The following is a 16,699-nucleotide window of genomic DNA, read 5'->3' as shown; positions in this document are numbered from 1 at the left end:
GAAAACTTTCTACCCCACTAGGCTAACGTGCCCCGCCCATGGGGCCACTCGCAGGGCCGGTAGGTAGCCCATCACATCACAGGGCAGGCTCTAGTGGGCCGGTCAGGCCGCTGCCGCCCTGCTGGATGCGCGGCCGCCATCCGAGCTACCAGCGGGGCACCCGCGACGATAGTTCCGCCTGCACAGGGAGGCAAAACGGCCGACCCGGGAATGATTCACCGGGTCGGCCGAGGTGGTATATCAGGGTGCTTGGAGGTTCTTCTCCTGGAAATAGAGCCGAACGGCCGCGAGGGACACCGTTAGCCGAAGTCAACGATGCAACGAGAACGCCCATCGGCTCTTCATGTGTTCATAGACTTCTTATCGTGATCGAGCGGGTGCTTATTCTTTCGCGGTAGAGTCAAGCGCGCCGGAGAGGTAATCCTCCACTGCGCTTTCGGGCACTCGGAAGGAGCGGCCGACTCGCACCGCCTGCAAGTCCCCGGAGTGGACAAGGCGATAGACAGTCATCTTGGAGACCCGCATCAGTTCAGCGACCTCAGAGACTGTCAGAAACTTGACTTCATCGAGAATCTTGCTGGGTTCATTCATATATCTCACCGTTCTTTTGGTGCCACCTGGCATCAGAGGGGACCGGTGTCAGGGAGCGCACCGGGAGTGGTGCGCCCATTGGTCAGGCAATTACCCCGAGAGGGGAGTACGTAACTTCTCTGTGACGACTGCCTCTACCGTTTGGGGTGTTGCTCATGTTACGGCAGTCAGCCACAGCGGGCAATAGTCAATTTCAGACAGTTTCCTGTATGTATCGCGTAATTTCTTCCATCAATTCAGAAGATGATTTCCCATATATGTCCTCGGCACTTCGCGACGGGCTCTTGCCTTCGCGTACCGATTCACCGAACCATTGCAAGAAGTCATCCTGGCCGTATTCATCGACCATATAAGTCACAGCCAGAAACGCGCAGCCGTAGGAACCTGAGCCCGCCAGGGCCGAGTCGCTGTTGCTCGGCGGCGGGATGTCGCTGCTGCAACCGCCATCATTGACGAACCCCGAAACATCTTGCAGGCGTGGGTAGTTACCGACCGGGCCCTCATAGTCGATGTACTCGGCGATTCCTTCGACCATCCACCAAGTCTCTTGGTAGTTGCGGGTCGAGTCAGCTCGGTGCAGTGTCGCCACATGGGCCAACTCGTGGCGGACCGTGGAGATGAATTCCTCGCCCCAACCGGTGCGATCGACCGCCACCACCGTGGGCATCGTCGTCTCTTGCAGCGTGCCTTGATAGGTACCGTCCAGGCCCAACGCGTACCCGACCACGTTGTCACCCATGTCGCCGCCGAACCAGCGATCGAATTCGTCGTCCCCGGCCACATAAAGCACGTAGCGCTCCACTGGTTCCCACACCGCGTACTGATCGACTAGGGCCGCAGCGCTCTCGGCTTCTTGCAAGGTGAAGTCCAGATGTTCTTCCATGTGAGAGGGAAGTGCCACCACGGTGCGTTCGCCGGTCGCCGCGACCAAGTCGTCGGCTTCCCACGGGTGCGGACCACGCGGGCTGTGGTCGGACTCCTTCATCTCAATGATGACGAAGCCCGCGTCCGTCTCGCTCCAGACCGTCTCCATGGCCGTGTCGGTGGGGATGCATTCCCCGGCGGGAACCACAAAGCAGTAGCTGACCGCCACCGAGACGTCATAGGTCTCCACCGGGCCCGAGGTGTCCTCGTGCGGTCCGGAGGTGATCCGGTAGTCAAACTGGCTGACATCCATCGCCTGCAACGTCTCGTAGCGACCGGACATCGACGAGTGCAACGTGGGGTCGAAGGCGGCCAGCCAGCCTTCCAGACTGCCGGAGACGAGCGATTCGCCATGGGCCTCAAGGCGTAGCTCGGCCTGCTCTTCGAAGTAGTCGATGCGTTCTTGCAGGGTCGAGTCTGGGCCCGGGCTGGGGATCGTGCCTTCCCCGGGCAGGATCGCTCCGGCTTCGAAAGTGCCCCGGTCCGGTTCCATGTCGATGGGTCGCCAGCCGGAGGCCAGCGCGCCGCCGAAGACCGATGCGGCCAACACCACGACCGCCAGGATCGCCACGAGGCCCTTGGAGCCGCCTGTGCGCGGGGGCGGTCCGGCCGGGTAGCCGCCGGGGTACATGCCTGGGCCCACGTGACCGCCCGGTGACATCCCCGGATGTGTTCCTTGCGGTGGCTGTGGCGATGCCATGCCCGGGTGGCCGGGCTGCTGGTATTGCGGCTGCGCCGGTTGGATCGGAGGCTGGGGAGGGTTCATGGCCGGGCCCGCGTAGCTCTGGCTCTCAGCGGGAGGACGCTGTTGCGGCACGTGGGGTTGCCCAGCGGGCGGCCCAGGTGGTTGGGGACCCTGCGGGGGCGGCGCTCCATGGGGAGGTCCGGGGTGGTGAGTCACAACTCCCACGATACTGGTTTGTCACAATGAAAACCCTCCCCAATCTGTGCCGATCCGGGGAGGGTCACATACCACGGGCCGCCTGTGTGCGGCGGCTTCGTCGTCGTCTACTCGCGCTAGCCGCCTCATGGCGGCGGCGTCTTACAGGGTGCGCGAGGTGGTCTAAGCCTTCGCTTACTTCCTGCTTACCAGAGAGCGCGCGAAGAAGGACACGTTTGCCGGCCTTTCGGCCAAACGGCGCATGAGGTAGCCGTACCACTGGTCCCCGTAGGGGACGTAGCAGCGAACCCGGTAGCCTTCGGCGGCTAGGCGCAGCTGTTCTTCGGGACGAATGCCATAGAGCATTTGGAACTCGAAGGAGTCCTTGTCGCGGTCGAACCACTTGGCGCGGTCGATGCCGATTTCCACCAGGCGCGGGTCATGGGTGGCCAGCATCGGGTAGCCTTCTCCGGCCATGAGGGCGTTGATGCAGCGCACATACGAGCGGTCCACATCGAGCTTGCCTTGGTAGGCGACCGACTCGGGCTCCTTGTACGCGCCCTTGCACAGACGCACGCGGGAGCCCTCTTTCGACAGGTCCTTGCAGTCGTCCTCGGTGCGGCGCAGGTAGGACTGGAGGACGGCACCGGTGTCGGGGAAGTTGGCCCGCAGGCGTCCGAGGATCTCCAAGGTGGAGTCGGTGCGCGTGTGGTCTTCCATGTCGACGGTGACCGTCGTTTCGGCCTTCGCGGCCGATTCGCAGATTTCGGAAGCGTGCCGGTAGGCCGCTTCGGGGTCGATGTCCTGGCCCAGCGCGGACAGCTTCACGCTGACCTCGGTGGTCTCGGCCAAACCCTCTTCCTTCAGCGCCTGCAGCAGCCGCAGGTACTCGTCCCGGGTGAACTCGGCCTGAGCCATGTCCAGGGTGTCTTCACCGAGGTAGTCAAGGGTGGACAGCAGGCCGTCGGCGGCAAGGGCGCGGGCGGCGGCCAAGGCATCGGCGGTGGTTTCTCCAGCGACATAGCGCCGAACCACCGACCGGCTAAGCGGGGCGGTACCGACGAGGCGCTCAATCTTCGATGACCGAGCAGCGGCTAGAATTGCAGATCGCAGCATATAGGCAGAGTAGCCATCTCACCGTTTGACTGTCGATAGGGTAGATGAAACTGTTAGCTACCTACCAGATAAAACTCACATTTGTGACGTTGAGACCGCTGATAGATCCACCAGATGGGAACTGCGACCGGCTCGCTAGGGGCTGGGCAACCGCTGGATGGCCATCGCCTCCCGGGCGAATTCCAGCGATTCGGCCAAGTCGGCTTCCCGCTGCAACCGGGAGCCGGATTTGCGGGTGGACACTTCGACCGTGATCGCCCCGTCCCAGCCCTGGAGGGCTAGCTGCCGCAGCAATCGCGCGCACGGCTGGTTTCCGCGACCGGGGATCAAGTGTTCGTCCAGGCCGGGTTTCGTGCCGTCGGTCAGGTGGATGTGGCGCAGTTTCTCCCCCATACGCTGGGCCATCTCCATCGCATCGGCCCCTGAGGCGGCACAGTGGGAAAAGTCCAACGTGTAGGCGTTGTGCCCGCGCCGAGTCGGGTCCCAGTGGGGGGTGTAGGGCCGCAATTTTCGTTTTCCCATTTTCACCGGGTACATGTTTTCCACCGCCACGGTGATGTGAGGAAAGAGGCTCTCCAACTCGTCGAGCACGATGGGAAAGCGCCGCGCGTATTCCTTTTGCCAGGTAAACGGCGGGTGTACGACCACCATGGGCGCATGGAGGTGGTCGGCCATCTCCACACTGCGACGCAGGCGATGCCACGGGTCGGGGCTCCACACGCGCTGTGTCATGAGTAGGCAAGGGGCATGCACGGCCCCGACGGGGACCCCGTAGTGGTCGCTCAGGCGTTTGATCACCGCGGCGTCTTGACTGACCGGGTCGGTGAACACCATGAGCTCGACTCCGTCGTAACCGAGTCGGCGGGCTAGTTCAAACGCCACCGGAGTCGGCTCGGGGTAAACCGAGGTCGTTGACAGCAACACGGGTGGCGCCTCACTTGCAGTCATCGTGACCAAGAATACGCGCCGAAGGTAACGGGCCCCAAAGCGGCGGGGCAACGCGCGGTAACTTGAGAAACTCGCAGACTTTTCAGGTGGGTACCGACCCGGCCGCCTCCGCTGCTTCGCGCGGGCCCAAACGTGTGAGGCTAGCGCTGGTGAAGCCCGGGGCGCATAGCCAGCAGTGGTCTGCCCCGCCCTCGTGGCGGGGTGGCGTTTCCGTAACGTGAATGAGCGGCCGGGCACGTCAATATGTCTGCTTGGAGTAAATTTGTCGGGTGAGCAATAATGCGCGGGGAGTGATCATGGGGCGAAAATCGGCACGTGGACGAACGGCTGAGCCGAAGGGCACAGTCCCGGGCCAGGCCGAGGGGGCCGACGCGGCGGCGGACCGCCCCGATTTGGGCCTGAGGCCCCTGCATCACCCCACCAAGCAAGAGGTAGACCCGGACTTCGACCGCGAATGGGTCGAGTTCACCGATCCCGACGACCCACAGACAGTGGTACGGGCGGACTTGACGTGGCTGATGTCCAGCTGGGGCTGCATCTTCATGAACGGCTGTCCGGGGATCAGCGACAAGCAGCCCGAGGACGGGTGCTGCCTGCACGGGGCTTTCTACACTGACAAGGCCGACATCAAGCGGGTCCGGCAGGCGGTCAAGCGGCTGACGCCACAGACGTGGCAGTACCACACGAAGCGATTCGCCGACACGATTGAGGACGACACGCTGGAGAACGACGAGGGGGAGGAAGAGCCCGCCAAGAAGACCGCCGTGGTCGACGGGGGCTGTATCTTTCTCAACCGGGAGGGCTTCGGTGCCGGGAAGGGGTGTGCCCTGCACGCGCAAGCGCTACGCGATGGAGTCCACCCGATGGACTACAAGCCCGAGGTGTGTTGGCAGTTGCCGGTGAAGCGGGACTTCACCACCGAGTCCAAGGCCGACGGCACGGACATCGAGGTCACGTGGATCACCGAGTTCGACCGCCGTTCCTGGGGCGCGGGAGGGCACGACTTCGACTGGTGGTGCACCGGCTCCCCCTTGGCGCATACGGCGAGCAAGCCGGTGTGGGAGTCCTACGAGCACGAGTTGATCGCGATGCTGGGCAAGGCCGCGTATGACCGACTGGCCCAGTTGTGCCAAAAACGGGCCAAGATGGGTCTGGTCGCGCCGCATCCGGCCACTGTGCAGGCGAACCAGGAGCTGGCCGAGGCAGAGGCGGTGCGCGAGGATTGACCGTGGGAGGGGGCGAAAAGCTTGCCCCGCGCCCACATATTCCTTACACTTAAGTAAGGAGGAACGATGGAAGCCACTATTACCAGTAAGGGACAAGTGACGATCCCCTATAAGCTGCGGCAGCAGCACGGGTTGTCCCAAGGCGTCCGGATCGACTTTCAAGAGACCGACCACGGGACGATCGAAATGATTCCGACTACGGCGAAGCCCTCGATCTCCTCGCTGCGGGGCATTCTGAAGCCCCCGCCACGGCCTCTCAGCCAAGCACAGATGGATGCGGCCGTCGCCGACGGCGCGCTGGAAGGCCTCGACGTTGATCGGACTTGACACCAACGTTCTCGTTCGATTCTTGACCAACGACGATCCCAAGCGAAGTGAGATCGCCGCGCGGAGCATCGAGACACTGTCCGAAGAACGGCCCGGATACATCAGTCACATCGTGTTGGTAGAGCTCTACTGGGTTCTTACCAGCAAGCGCGGCTATGCCTACTCCGTCGACGAGGCTACCGGCGCCATGGCGCGGCTGATCGATGCCCGCGAGATCGTGGCTGAGCGCGCGGATCTCGTACGCACCGCGCTGAAGGCCGCACAAGACGGAGCCGGTTTTGCCGATGCTCTGATCACGGCTCGCAACCACGACGCGGGATGTTCCGACACGGTCACGTTCGACAAAGGTGCCGCCAACAACGCGGGCATGCGACTGTTGACATAGCGTTCCGCTCAAAGGCTCATCGGCGAGCCCTTCGAGTTGCTTAGGCGACGAACCAGGGTAGCTTCACCGGCTCGTCCCAGGTCTCGCCGGAGACGAGTCTCCGCGCCAGCCACGCGAACTCGCCGGGGAAGATCAGCGCGGTCGTGGTCTCCAGCTCACCGACCGGCCACCAGCGATGCGACGCGATCTGCTCGAACTCATAGTCCTCCATTCCCGAGTCGTCGACCTCTAGCTCATCGACCCGCAGGAAGAAGAACGTGTCGTAGCTCCACAGCTGACGCCCGCGATACTCCCACTCGCCCCTGCTCGTGGCGATGGGCTGGCCGAGTCGATCCGGCGCCACCACCAGGCCGGTCTCTTCCTTCAACTCGCGCACGGCGGCCCGCATGGGAGTTTCGTCCGGTTCCAAACGGCCGCCCACGGTGAACCACAGCGGACCCTTGACCGGGTGGTTCTCGTTGAACAGCAAGATCTCGTCGCGACGGTTGGCCAGGATGATGCGGGCGGACGGGCGGTATTCGAGGTGGGCGGGAGGCGTTTCCATACCGCCGATCCTAGTGAGAACACGCCTGCTGGCCAACCTACGACGCAGGTCCGATTTCGGTTTCGGGCCAACGGCCTCACCCATGGTCGACTCTTCGGTAAGAGCCCATCTCGGGCCAGGTCTCCCCAGACCGACCCCTACTTAGGCAAGAGCCCACTCAAGCCAGGCCCACTTGCCGGCCACTTAAGCCAGCCCCAGCTCCATCAGGGCTGGCAGAGCTTCCTTAGCCGCCGCGTTGGCCGCTTCGGCGTCCCGCTCCCCGAGGGCCGCTTCAGCCGCCGCCCGGCATTGTGCCAGGTCGTGGCGAGCCAAGGCGGCTCTGACCATCGGCAGGGCCGGGGCAGACATCGACAGGCTCGTGACCCCGAGTCCGACCAGCACACACGCCAGCACCGGGTCAGAGGCGGCCTCACCGCACACTCCGCATGGCTTTTCGGCCTCAGCGGCCGCGCGGGCCGTCATCGCTATGAGATCTAGCAGCGCTGGCTGCCAAGGGTTTTGGTATGCGGCGAGGTTTCCGACCTGCCGGTCTGCCGCATAAGTGTATTGGGCGAGGTCATTGGTGCCGATGCTAAAGAAGTCCACGATGTCGGCCAGGTCCCGGGCTCGAATCGCGGCCGAGGGGACCTCCACCATGATCCCGGCCTGATTGAGGCCGGCGTTGCGAACGGCGCGGGTGAAAAATTCCGCGTCGTCCACGTCAGCCACCATCGGGGCCATGACCAGGAGCTCGGCCGGATCATTTTCGTGGACTTGCCCCAGGGCCTCGAGTTGGTCTGCCAACAGCTGCGCATGGGTGTGCGCCAGACGTAGACCCCGCTCCCCCAGCGCCGGGTTCGGCTCTTCGGCGGTGGGGATAAACGCCAGCGGCTTGTCGGCCCCGGCGTCGAGCGTGCGCACCACAACCTTTCCGTTGGGAAAGGCCACGCTGACCTGATGGTAGGCGTGGCGTTGTTCTTCGAGAGTGGGCTCGTCGACGCGGTCGAGGTAAAGGAACTCGGTGCGGTAGAGACCGACCCCTTCGGCTCCATTGGCCACCGCGGCCGCGACGTCGTCGGGTCCACCGATATTGGCCAGCAATTGCACCCGGTGACCGTCGGCGGTCGCTCCGGGTCCGGTGGATTCGGCGATGGCGGCCAGCCGCAGTCGGTCGACTTCGCGAGCCTGAGCCACCTGCTGCTCGTCGGGGTCGACACTGATCGTGCCCGAGCTGCCATCAACCAGCAGCTGAACGCCTTCCTCCAGCTCGGCGGCGGAGGCACAGGCGACGACGGCCGGGATGCCCATGGTGCGAGCGAGGATGGCCGTATGGCTGGTGGGGCTTCCCTGCACGGTGACGAGGGCCGTGACAAGGTCCGCGTCAATCCCGGCGGTGTCGGCCGGAGCCAGGTCATGGGCGACCAAAATGAACGGCTCGTCGGATTCGGGGATGCCGGGCATATCCGCACCGGTCAGCACGGCCACCACTCGGTCGCGGATGTCGTCGAGGTCGGCTGCTCGCCCGGCCATGTACCCGCCTGCGGAGGTGATCATGTCGCGGAAGGTGTTGAACGTGTCGAAGATGGCGCGCTCAGCGGCCTTCCCCTGCCGGATCATGGCCCCCGCTCCTTCGGGCAGGCCGGGGTCCGAGGCCATCATGACCTGGGCTTGTAGCACGTCGGCGGCATCGTCACGGCCAGCGCTCCGAGCCTGTTCGGAGCGCCGTTCCAGCTCGGTGGCGACGGCGTGGAGCGCTTGGGTCAGGCGGTGTTGCTCCGCCTCGGCGTCGCCAGCGTGGCGCAGGCTCGCCTCGGGAGCCGCTATCGGCTCCGCCATACGTTTGAGGGGGGCGAACGCGATCCCGGGGGAGACGCCGATGCCCACGAGTCCATCTGATCCGGAAGCAGCCGACCTAGGCACTGGTGACCAGCTCTTCGATGTGTCCCAGCGCCTCGGCGTCATCGGTGGTGATGGTGATGGTGTCGCCATGACGGACGTCAAGACTAAGCACGGAGAGCATGCTCTTGGCGTTGACGGCCTCACCACCGGCTTTCGCGACCGTCACCTCAGAATCGGAGGCGGCGGCCAGCTGCACGAACTGGGCGGCGGGCCGGGCATGCAGCCCTACTTCCAGGGCGACCTTAATTTCGCGTTGCGCCATCATGGACCTCTCTTGGTACTGGTGTGTGGTTATCGGCGTTGGGTAGGTGGGGCGGATCAGGTGGCGTCAGACCAGGTGAAAAGCGCTTCGCCAGTGTTGATCTCGCCCGAGGCCAGGTCGGTGACGACGCTCGGGTCCGCGTCAAGCGCGATGACTGGGCATACGGCGGAGCGGCCGGAGGCACGCACCGCGGCCGGGCTCCAGCGCACGATGGCTTGTCCGGCGGTGACGGTCTCCCCTTCACGCACCAGGAGCTCGAAACCCTCGCCCTTGAGGTCGACGGTGTCGATACCAAGGTGAACCAGGACGCCATGGCCATGCGTACCCGCGACGACAAAGGCGTGCGGGTGCAGCTTGACGATGGTGCCGCCGATGGGAGACACAGCCTCGCTCGTGACGTCCTTGGGCACCTCACCTCCCTGCGGTTCGCGTACAGCGGCGACCTCGGGTTCGAAGTTCGGTTCGACGGCGGCCCCGGGGCCGACCATGCCCTGGGAGAACACCGGATCGTCGACCGCCGATAGATCGACGGCGGTGCCTGAGACTGGGGCCAAGATTTCACTCACGGCAGCTCCTTGTGCTGGGTTTGGGATATGAGTCCGTGTCATCGCCGCTACGAGTAAACCTCTCAGCATGACCGCTGCTCAAGCCCTGTTTCGCGCACAATCTGCGCAGTTGTGCTCATTTAAGCAGGGCTGGAACGTCCCACTGAGCACGACGGTTGGGCCATTGCGGGGTCAATCCCGTGCGGTGCGAGGCGGCGGTATGCGGCGTTTGCGCTTAGAGGATGTCGTCGATATCGGAGGCGATGACATCGGCCTCGGGCCCGACGACAACCTGAATGACGGTGCCCGCCCGCATCACGCCATAGGCTCCAGCGGCTTTGAGCGCTGCGTCGTTGACCAGGGTTTCGTCCTCGACCTCGGTACGTAGCCGGGTCGCGCACGGCTCGATTTCGAGGATGTTCGCGCTGCCGCCTAGGGCTTTGACGATCGCTTCAGCTTTATCCATTTTCTGTCTTCCCTTCCCCTCGGCCTACGCACGGAATACCGCCGCGTTGAGCCGTACCCGGGCAGAATCCGGGTGCTTCAGTGGCTGGAGTGCCTGTGCCGAAATGATAGATCAATGACGATAATTTGCCCACTAGGGTGGGTTTACAAACATCTATGAGCACTGATAGAACATAATCAGTCAGCCATTCGTGAATCAGGTCACATTATATCGATGAAAGTTGTTAACCAGGTAACAAAATTTTGGCACGGTTTTTCCGTTCCCGGCCCTAGACTCACCTTTGGCACCACGCATCCTCACCATGTGTTAACACTCACCTACCAAATGTACGTGGTGTGCGTAAAACTCCAGCCAGAAAGCCAATTAACCGCACGGTTTCGTACGCGCACCTCTGTAGTATCCGCACTTATCCAATCCGGCCACGACTTCTTGCCCAGAGGAGGGACAACAAGTGAGCGCCACCGATTCCACTAAATCCAGGCCCACCACTCCCTGGAGAACCCGCGCCCTCGCGGTTCTCCAACGCTTCGGACGCAGCCTCATGCTGCCCATCGCCGTCCTGCCCGCCGCCGCGCTACTGCTGCGTTTCGGACAAGACGACATGCTCGGCGTCGACGGTCTCGGCGGCCGCGCCGAATGGTTGCTCCCCGTGGCCAAAGTCATGGCCGCCTCCGGAGACGCGCTATTCACCAACCTGCCACTACTGTTCGCAGTCGGCATCGCCTTCGGCTTCGCCAAGAAGGGCGACGGCTCGGCAGCCCTAGCCGGTCTGGTCGGCTACCTGTCCTTCCATGCGGTCAGCATGATCATGTTCGCCGAGTCCAGCATCAGCGACAACGTCCTCATCACCGCAGTAGACGGCGACGGCGAACTCTACGACCACCTCGACATGGGAATGCAAAACCCCACCGGCGTGCTCGGCGGTATCGTCGTCGGTCTGCTCTCGGCATACCTGTGGAAGAAGTACCACCGCATCAAGCTGCCCACCTGGCTGTCGTTCTTCGGTGGCCGGCGCTTTGTGCCGATCGCCACCGCCGTCACCGGACTCTTGCTCGGCGTGTTGGCCGGTCTCCTGTGGCCGATGGCCTCCATCGGGGTGGACGCCTTCGGAGACTGGATGGCCACACACGGCGGCATCGGCGCCCTGCTCTACGGCATGGCAAACCGCCTGTTGGTGCCCTTCGGGCTACACCACATCATCAACTCGGTCGTCTGGTTCACCATTCCCGGATGCAATGTGGATGGACAGACCGCATCGGGTGACCTGAACTGCTACTTCTTGGGCCAAGAAGGCGCCGGAACGTTCATGGCCGGTTACTTCCCCATCATGATGTTCGCGATCCCCGCCATCGCGCTGGCCTTCTGGGCCACGGCACGACCGGAGAACAAGAAGACGACCTTGTCCTTCGCGATCGCCACCGGTACCACGGCGTTCGTCACCGGTATCACCGAACCGGTCGAATTCGCGTTCATCTTCATCGCGCCGCTGCTGTTTGGCATACACGTGGTCATGACAGGCGTGTCAATGTTCATCGCCGACCTGCTCAATATCAAGATCGGCTTCGGATTCTCAGCCGGACTGATCGACTACCTACTCAACTTCGGTAAGTCCAACACGAGCAACCCATTGCTGGTGTTGGTGGTCGGCTTGATCTACTTTGTCGTGTACTTCTTGATCTTCTACTACCTGATCAAGAAGCTGAACCTGCCCACGCCAGGCCGTGAACCAGCCGAGGGAACCGAGGAGAACGGTCAGCTGGCCGAAAGCCCAACCCCGGCTACCTCCACTGCTTCCACCGAGGCATCCGCGACGGATACGCCACCACAGGCCGACGGAGACACTGGAGACAAACCAAGAGAATAGGTCCCCTAGCCACCGGCGGCATTGAGGCATTCCGGTACCTCCCTAATGGAGACCCAGGGCGACCTCACGTCAATTCAGGGCCCCGCCAGCCGGTGGCTCAGGGCACCGAAACACCAACCCTGGCAGGTGAGAAACCGCCGTAGGGGCGACAAGAAAAGGGGTGGGGGCGAACCGCGTCGCGGTTCGCCCCCACCCCTTTTGCATGTGTCCATCGGCATTGGCCAGGCGACAAACTCTCTAGCCCGCCCAGATCGCAACCGTGGGTTTAGTCCCCAATGCGGGCAACCTCATTCGCCGTTGGCCAAGGCCACCACATCGATACTCAAAGAAGAGTCCGCTGGGAAATCCAGTTGAGACGGTGCCACATCGGCCGCGACCAAATGCGAACCGAGCGCAGCCACCATCGCGCCGTTGTCCGTGCACAACGCCGGTCGCGGCTGCCGAACGCGCATACCCGCCGCTTCGGCCCGCTCCCATGCCAAGGCCCGCAGACGCGAGTTGGCCACCACGCCACCACCGAGCATCAGAGTGTCCGCTCCATGTTCCTTCGCGGCCAGAATCGCCTTGCGCGTCAAGACATCGCACACCGCTTCTTGAAACGACGCGGCCACATGGTTGATCGGAATGTCGCGGCCCTCGGCCCGCTGCGCCTCCACCCACCGGGCCACCGCCGTCTTCAGCCCCGAGAACGAATAATCGTACCGGTGCCGCTGCATGTCGCGGCCGCTGGTGAGCCCGCGCGGGAAGTTCACATACTCCGCATCACCATCCTGGGCGGCTTTGTCAATGTGCGGCCCACCCGGGAAAGGCATTCCCAAAATGCGCGCCACCTTGTCATACGCTTCGCCGGCGGCGTCGTCGATGGTCTCGCCCAGCTCGGTGACCTTACCCGCCAAATCCTCGATCAACAGCAGTGAGGTGTGTCCACCCGAGACCAACAGGCCCAGCGTTCCCGGCTCCACCTCACCGTGTTCGAGCGTGTCCACTGCCAAATGCGCGCGCAGGTGATTAACACCGTAGAGCGGCTTGCCGGTAGCTTGCGCATAGGACTTGGCCGCGCCGACCCCAACCATGAGCGCCCCGGCCAGACCTGGCCCGGCCGTCACCGCGATCGCGTCGAGGTCGTCCCATGTCACCTCCGCCGTCTGTAGCGCCCGCTGCACGGTCGGCACCATCGCCTCCAAGTGAGCGCGGGAAGCCACCTCCGGCACGACACCACCGAATCGAGCGTGCTGGTCCATGCTCGATGCCACCTCATTGGCCAGCAGGTCCAGCCCGCGCACAATACCCACGCCGGTCTCATCGCAGGAGGACTCGATGCCCAACACCAGCGGCTGAGACCTCTCGAAACGCCCAGCGGCGGAACCGGCGGGTCGCGGTGCGGGCACGATATCGGTCATTGCAGTTCCATTCTCATAACAGCGGCATCAGTGTTCGACGGCTGATAATAACCCTTGCGGATTCCGACAGTGTCGAAGCCAAATGAATCGTAGAGGATCTGGGCGGGCATATTATCGACGGCGACCTCCAACAATACGCTCTGAATTCCCTGGTCACGAGCATGTGACAGGAGGTCCTCCAACAACGCCCTCGCAATACCCCTGCCGCGAGCGGCGGGGGCGACGGCGATGTTGTTAATCCACGCCTCCTCGGGCGGAACCAACGCCAAACCCGCGTAGGCCAACACTTCATCCTGGGCACCAGGTTCCGGCCTCGACGGTAGTGCCACTCGGTAATAGTGCCCCGCGGCCAGTTCCGCCCACAACATGCCGTCAGTCCACGCCTCGGCCCCGAAGATCAGCTTCTCCAAATGGGCAATGTGCCTAAGGTGCCACCAGCGCAAACGCTCGATGCGGTAACTGGTTGACGTACCGTTCATCCTCGCAGCTCGCAGACAGCTACCGACATGGCGCGGCGGCAGTACCTCATCGACTGACAGCCCCCGGCTGCGGGATGTGTTTCGTCGTCGACACAGTGACATCGGGCCGACGCAGATAAAGCGGAGTCAAACCCTCCGAAGGAGCCTTGTCCACCACCCGGTCGGCGGCGGAAGCGGCCAAGTGCACCAGGTTCGGATGAAGAGGGCCGTCGGCGATAGGCAGGCCGATGACATCGGCGTACTTGACCGCCCCCTCACCCAGCGCTTGCGTTGCTTCGAGGTTTGGCAACTGATCGGGTTTACAGACCTGCGGGTCGCCTAGGCGCTGGCCCTGGGCGTACTCGGCCCAATAGATCTCTTTGCGACGAGCGTCGGTCGCGGCCAGCACCCGACCACTGGAGGCTCCACCTATGCCATCGAGAGAACAGACTCCATAGGTGGGAATGTGACGTGCGTGTCCCAAAGCCGCGGCGGTCACCAAACCGACGCGCAGCCCAGTGAAAGGACCGGGCCCGACTCCGGCGACAACGGCCTCGACCTCGGCCATCGTGTGCGAGGACTCTTCCAGGCATTCGTTGACAAACGGGGTCAGATACTCCGCGTGTCCGCGGGCGTCGATTCGCTGTCGCTGCGCCAGCATTCGCACCGTTGGCGCGGTATCGGGCCCGGCGGGCTCAATGTCGACTAGTGCGGCCTGGACTGCGGACGTAGAGGTATCGACGACGAGAGTTAGCATGCAGCTCCTATTGTGCGGTCTTGTCGCGCCGAGTTGGTCTCGGCTGGGGTTTTTTGAGCTGATTGGTGATGATCGGTTGACGGGTGTGTTTCCGACTCGGCCCCGGTCTGAGCCGGGATCGCCGAGGCGTGGTCTGCGCAGGACAGGGTGTGCGCGAACGCGGCAAGACGCTGGGTCCAGTCGCCTCCGTGGGCGAGAAGTTCGATCTCGCGCACGTCATCGGCGCGTCGCACCAACTTGATTTCCAGGTGTGCCTCACTGAGGCGTTCGGCCAGGCCCGCACCCCATTCGACGCACGTGACCGAGGTCGCGACGTCGGTGTCGAGGTCAAGGTCGTCCAGCTCTTCGAGCCCGCCTAGGCGGTAGGCGTCGACGTGGACCAGGGGAATGCGGCGCTGGCCGCCACGGTGAGTTCGAGCGATCACGAACGTGGGGCTGGTGATGGTGCCCGACACTCCCAGCCCGGCGCCGATGCCCTTGGTGAGGGCCGTCTTTCCCGCGCCGAGGTCGCCGGTGAGTATGACCAGATCCCCGGGCCGAAGTACGTCGGCCAGCTGGGTCCCGAACATGTGGGTGTCCTCAGCCTTGGGCATCTCGATCTTCATCAGAACTCCTTTTTGGGATTCTTAAATGGTGTCCACAACCGGTGGGTGCTTTTGCGTGTTCTGCCCCGTTTGAGAGGTGGCGTCGACGCGACTGTCTTGTTAATGATCTCCAACAATCGTTGTGAGATCTCACCGGGATGCTCCATTTGCGGTACGTGCGCGGCCTGCGCTAGGACGACATGCGTGGCGTGCGGGAGCGACTCGGCGATGAAGCGAGCATGTTCCGTGGGCGTGAATTGATCGTCGTCTCCAACGATGATCAACGTGGGGATCTTCCATGTACGCATGGTCCCCAAGACCGCGGTCTCGTCATGATCGAGGATAGCGCGTACGTACCCCATTACTGTGGGCATGGGGGTGTGTGTATTCATGCGCTCTACCTCACTCACCAGCGCCGGCGAGGGGTCATCATTGGCGAAACCATACTTTCGCGTAATCAACCAGGCGATATCACCCGCTAGGTGGCGGGCCCGGTCGATGAGTTGCGGCGTCCACCCAGTGACACGCTGCACCATCGGCAGCGCGGTACGACGGACGCGCTTGAGAACTCGCGGCATGCCGAAGTTGAGTTCGTTGATCCCCCCGGCGGAGGCCGAGATGAGACACAGGGCCGCGACCCGCTTCTTGAAGAGGTCGGGGCGGCGGCGAGCCAGAGCGAACACGGACATGCCGCCCATCGAGTGCCCCACGATCATCAGTTTGCCCTCGGGCGCGACAGCTTCGATGACGTCCTCTAGCGCGGCGGCCAAGTCGTCAATGCTGTATTCGGTGTCGGGCAACGCCCCAGAACGTCCGTGGCCGGGCTGGTCGTAAAAGACGGCGCGGAAACCAGCGTTGGGATGTTCATGCAGGTATGCGATGAGATTACGGCGGCTGGCGGCATCTGGCGAGTGCCCGTTGCCACGGCTGCCGTTCGTGCCAGGCCCATGGTGTTTAGACGGATGGAGAACCTCGTTAAGCGCCTTACGCTGGAAATAGAAGACGCCCGACTCCATGCAGTAGCCGTGAGCGAAGATGACCGTCAGCGGGGCGTCCTCGTCCCCAATTGCCTCCACGTTGAGGTCAACCCCATCGCGAGTGGTGACGATGCCGACGTGGTCGGTGGGTGGGAACTCAAAAGGTTCGGCGGCATAGGGGTCGGCCTTATCGCTGCGGGCCCGCCGCGCAAGATAGCGCGGTGCGGCCACACCAGCGGCCACGGCGGCCGCTGCGGCACCAACCGTCGCCCCGATGATTCCGGCTTTTTTCCAGCGCCCCACGTCTCCTCCGCTACTGCGTTGTGTGTGGTTCATAAATACTACGTTTTCCCAAAACAGTGTTGACCTCAAACAGTGGGTGCCCTCTGCGCAGTGGCCGCAGCGGTGGTCGCCGCTTCTGTTCACGGGTAGGTCGCGGCATTCGACAGCCTCGGCGTGCAGATGCCCTCAAGTGTGATCCATGCGAACCTGTTCGTCCTTCTCCCAGCGGCCACAAGTGGCGTCGCGAACAGGGAACCCCATCGCCCAAGCTCAACCCCCGAGGAG

The 16,699-nt window shown here is 63.3% G+C and carries 16 protein-coding genes and 2 pseudogenes; 4 read left to right on the top strand and 14 right to left on the bottom strand.

What is annotated here, in order from left to right:
* Positions 1 to 381 precede the first annotated feature (381 nt).
* The 4 genes from JQS30_RS02455 to JQS30_RS02440 all read right to left on the bottom strand — a co-directional run bounded on the left by JQS30_RS02455 (position 382) and on the right by JQS30_RS02440 (position 4,459).
* Positions 382 to 591 carry a helix-turn-helix domain-containing protein gene (locus tag JQS30_RS02455; RefSeq protein ID WP_213171822.1) on the bottom strand — a complete coding sequence of 70 codons (210 nt, stop codon included), beginning with the start codon at positions 589 to 591 and terminating at the stop codon, positions 382 to 384.
* A gap of 193 nt (positions 592 to 784) precedes the next feature.
* Complete coding sequence (locus JQS30_RS02450; RefSeq protein WP_213171821.1) at positions 785 to 2,176, bottom strand: gluzincin family metallopeptidase; 1,392 nt, start codon at positions 2,174 to 2,176, stop codon at positions 785 to 787.
* A 414-nt stretch (positions 2,177 to 2,590) separates the two neighbouring features.
* Entirely contained in the window at positions 2,591 to 3,511 is a 921-nt protein-coding gene (locus JQS30_RS02445) for a proline dehydrogenase family protein (RefSeq protein WP_213171820.1), read from the bottom strand.
* Between the two features lie 135 nt (positions 3,512 to 3,646).
* On the bottom strand, positions 3,647 to 4,459 hold the full coding sequence (locus JQS30_RS02440) for a sugar phosphate isomerase/epimerase family protein (RefSeq protein WP_213171819.1): 813 nt from the start codon (positions 4,457 to 4,459) through the stop codon (positions 3,647 to 3,649).
* Positions 4,460 to 4,728: 269 nt separating this feature from the next.
* Between JQS30_RS02440 and JQS30_RS02435 the strand changes: the two genes are divergently transcribed.
* The 3 genes from JQS30_RS02435 to JQS30_RS02425 all read left to right on the top strand — a co-directional run bounded on the left by JQS30_RS02435 (position 4,729) and on the right by JQS30_RS02425 (position 6,397).
* Positions 4,729 to 5,685, top strand: coding sequence for a DUF3109 family protein (locus JQS30_RS02435; protein ID WP_246498014.1), 957 nt, complete (start codon positions 4,729 to 4,731; stop codon positions 5,683 to 5,685).
* A gap of 66 nt (positions 5,686 to 5,751) precedes the next feature.
* The gene (locus tag JQS30_RS02430) at positions 5,752 to 6,012 is read left to right on the top strand and encodes an AbrB/MazE/SpoVT family DNA-binding domain-containing protein (protein ID WP_213171818.1); all 261 of its coding nucleotides are present in this window, start codon (positions 5,752 to 5,754) and stop codon (positions 6,010 to 6,012) included.
* Positions 5,999 to 6,397, top strand: coding sequence for a type II toxin-antitoxin system VapC family toxin (locus JQS30_RS02425; protein ID WP_213171817.1), 399 nt, complete (start codon positions 5,999 to 6,001; stop codon positions 6,395 to 6,397). Before JQS30_RS02430 ends, JQS30_RS02425 begins: the two co-directional genes overlap by 14 nt.
* Positions 6,398 to 6,437: 40 nt before the next feature.
* Here JQS30_RS02425 and JQS30_RS02420 read toward each other — a convergent pair whose 3' ends face one another.
* The 5 genes and pseudogenes from JQS30_RS02420 to JQS30_RS02400 form a co-directional block, all read right to left on the bottom strand.
* Entirely contained in the window at positions 6,438 to 6,941 is a 504-nt protein-coding gene (locus JQS30_RS02420; RefSeq protein ID WP_213171816.1) for an NUDIX hydrolase, read from the bottom strand.
* Between the two features lie 183 nt (positions 6,942 to 7,124).
* Positions 7,125 to 8,840 (bottom strand): phosphoenolpyruvate--protein phosphotransferase, encoded by a 1,716-nt coding sequence (gene ptsP / locus JQS30_RS02415; protein WP_246498013.1) that lies wholly within the window; start codon positions 8,838 to 8,840, stop codon positions 7,125 to 7,127.
* Positions 8,833 to 9,084: an HPr family phosphocarrier protein gene (locus JQS30_RS02410; protein WP_213171814.1), complete on the bottom strand. Its 252-nt coding sequence runs from the start codon at positions 9,082 to 9,084 to the stop codon at positions 8,833 to 8,835. Before JQS30_RS02410 ends, ptsP begins: the two co-directional genes overlap by 8 nt.
* A 53-nt stretch (positions 9,085 to 9,137) precedes the next feature.
* Complete coding sequence (locus JQS30_RS02405; protein ID WP_213171813.1) at positions 9,138 to 9,647, bottom strand: PTS sugar transporter subunit IIA; 510 nt, start codon at positions 9,645 to 9,647, stop codon at positions 9,138 to 9,140.
* A gap of 214 nt (positions 9,648 to 9,861) precedes the next feature.
* Positions 9,862 to 10,098 (bottom strand): annotated as a pseudogene (locus JQS30_RS02400) (PTS sugar transporter subunit IIB); the annotation flags it as partial.
* Between the two features lie 445 nt (positions 10,099 to 10,543).
* On the opposite strand from JQS30_RS02400, the gene JQS30_RS02395 reads away from it, so the two are divergent.
* Positions 10,544 to 11,956 (top strand): PTS transporter subunit EIIC, encoded by a 1,413-nt coding sequence (locus JQS30_RS02395; protein WP_213171811.1) that lies wholly within the window; start codon positions 10,544 to 10,546, stop codon positions 11,954 to 11,956.
* 287 nt (positions 11,957 to 12,243) lie between these two features.
* Here JQS30_RS02395 and tsaD read toward each other — a convergent pair whose 3' ends face one another.
* The 5 genes and pseudogenes from tsaD to JQS30_RS02370 form a co-directional block, all read right to left on the bottom strand.
* The gene (tsaD, locus tag JQS30_RS02390) at positions 12,244 to 13,356 is read right to left on the bottom strand and encodes a tRNA (adenosine(37)-N6)-threonylcarbamoyltransferase complex transferase subunit TsaD (protein WP_213171810.1); all 1,113 of its coding nucleotides are present in this window, start codon (positions 13,354 to 13,356) and stop codon (positions 12,244 to 12,246) included.
* Positions 13,353 to 13,835, bottom strand: coding sequence for a ribosomal protein S18-alanine N-acetyltransferase (rimI, locus tag JQS30_RS02385; protein WP_213171809.1), 483 nt, complete (start codon positions 13,833 to 13,835; stop codon positions 13,353 to 13,355). Before rimI ends, tsaD begins: the two co-directional genes overlap by 4 nt.
* A gap of 46 nt (positions 13,836 to 13,881) precedes the next feature.
* Positions 13,882 to 14,571, bottom strand: a complete 690-nt coding sequence (gene tsaB, locus JQS30_RS02380; RefSeq protein ID WP_213171808.1) for a tRNA (adenosine(37)-N6)-threonylcarbamoyltransferase complex dimerization subunit type 1 TsaB — start codon at positions 14,569 to 14,571, stop codon at positions 13,882 to 13,884.
* 161 nt (positions 14,572 to 14,732) lie between these two features.
* Positions 14,733 to 15,176: pseudogene (gene tsaE, locus JQS30_RS02375) on the bottom strand (tRNA (adenosine(37)-N6)-threonylcarbamoyltransferase complex ATPase subunit type 1 TsaE); the annotation flags it as partial.
* Positions 15,176 to 16,468 (bottom strand): alpha/beta fold hydrolase, encoded by a 1,293-nt coding sequence (locus JQS30_RS02370; protein ID WP_213171807.1) that lies wholly within the window; start codon positions 16,466 to 16,468, stop codon positions 15,176 to 15,178. The gene JQS30_RS02370 and the pseudogene tsaE, both read right to left, overlap by 1 nt.
* Positions 16,469 to 16,699: the final 231 nt, after the last annotated feature.

The sequence above is a fragment of the Natronoglycomyces albus genome (assembly GCF_016925535.1).
Taxonomy (GTDB): Bacteria; Actinomycetota; Actinomycetes; order Mycobacteriales; family Micromonosporaceae; genus Natronoglycomyces; species Natronoglycomyces albus.
The sequence above is the reverse complement of the archived record's forward strand: the minus strand, read 5'-3'. Positions and strand labels throughout refer to the sequence as shown.

Excerpts from the sequence above, each read along its gene's own strand:
- JQS30_RS02420 (WP_213171816.1), bottom strand. The coding sequence starts at position 6,941 with ATGGAAACGCCTCCCGCCCACCTCGAATACCGCCCGTCCGCCCGCATC.
- rimI (WP_213171809.1), bottom strand. The coding sequence starts at position 13,835 with ATGAACGGTACGTCAACCAGTTACCGCATCGAGCGTTTGCGCTGGTGG.
- JQS30_RS02410 (WP_213171814.1), bottom strand. The coding sequence starts at position 9,084 with ATGATGGCGCAACGCGAAATTAAGGTCGCCCTGGAAGTAGGGCTGCAT.
- JQS30_RS02445 (WP_213171820.1), bottom strand. The coding sequence starts at position 3,511 with ATGCTGCGATCTGCAATTCTAGCCGCTGCTCGGTCATCGAAGATTGAG.
- JQS30_RS02370 (WP_213171807.1), bottom strand. The coding sequence starts at position 16,468 with ATGAACCACACACAACGCAGTAGCGGAGGAGACGTGGGGCGCTGGAAA.
- tsaB (WP_213171808.1), bottom strand. The coding sequence starts at position 14,571 with ATGCTAACTCTCGTCGTCGATACCTCTACGTCCGCAGTCCAGGCCGCA.
- JQS30_RS02440 (WP_213171819.1), bottom strand. The coding sequence starts at position 4,459 with ATGACTGCAAGTGAGGCGCCACCCGTGTTGCTGTCAACGACCTCGGTT.
- JQS30_RS02430 (WP_213171818.1), top strand. The coding sequence starts at position 5,752 with ATGGAAGCCACTATTACCAGTAAGGGACAAGTGACGATCCCCTATAAG.
- JQS30_RS02450 (WP_213171821.1), bottom strand. The coding sequence starts at position 2,176 with ATGTCACCGGGCGGTCACGTGGGCCCAGGCATGTACCCCGGCGGCTAC.
- tsaD (WP_213171810.1), bottom strand. The coding sequence starts at position 13,356 with ATGACCGATATCGTGCCCGCACCGCGACCCGCCGGTTCCGCCGCTGGG.
- JQS30_RS02455 (WP_213171822.1), bottom strand. The coding sequence starts at position 591 with ATGAATGAACCCAGCAAGATTCTCGATGAAGTCAAGTTTCTGACAGTC.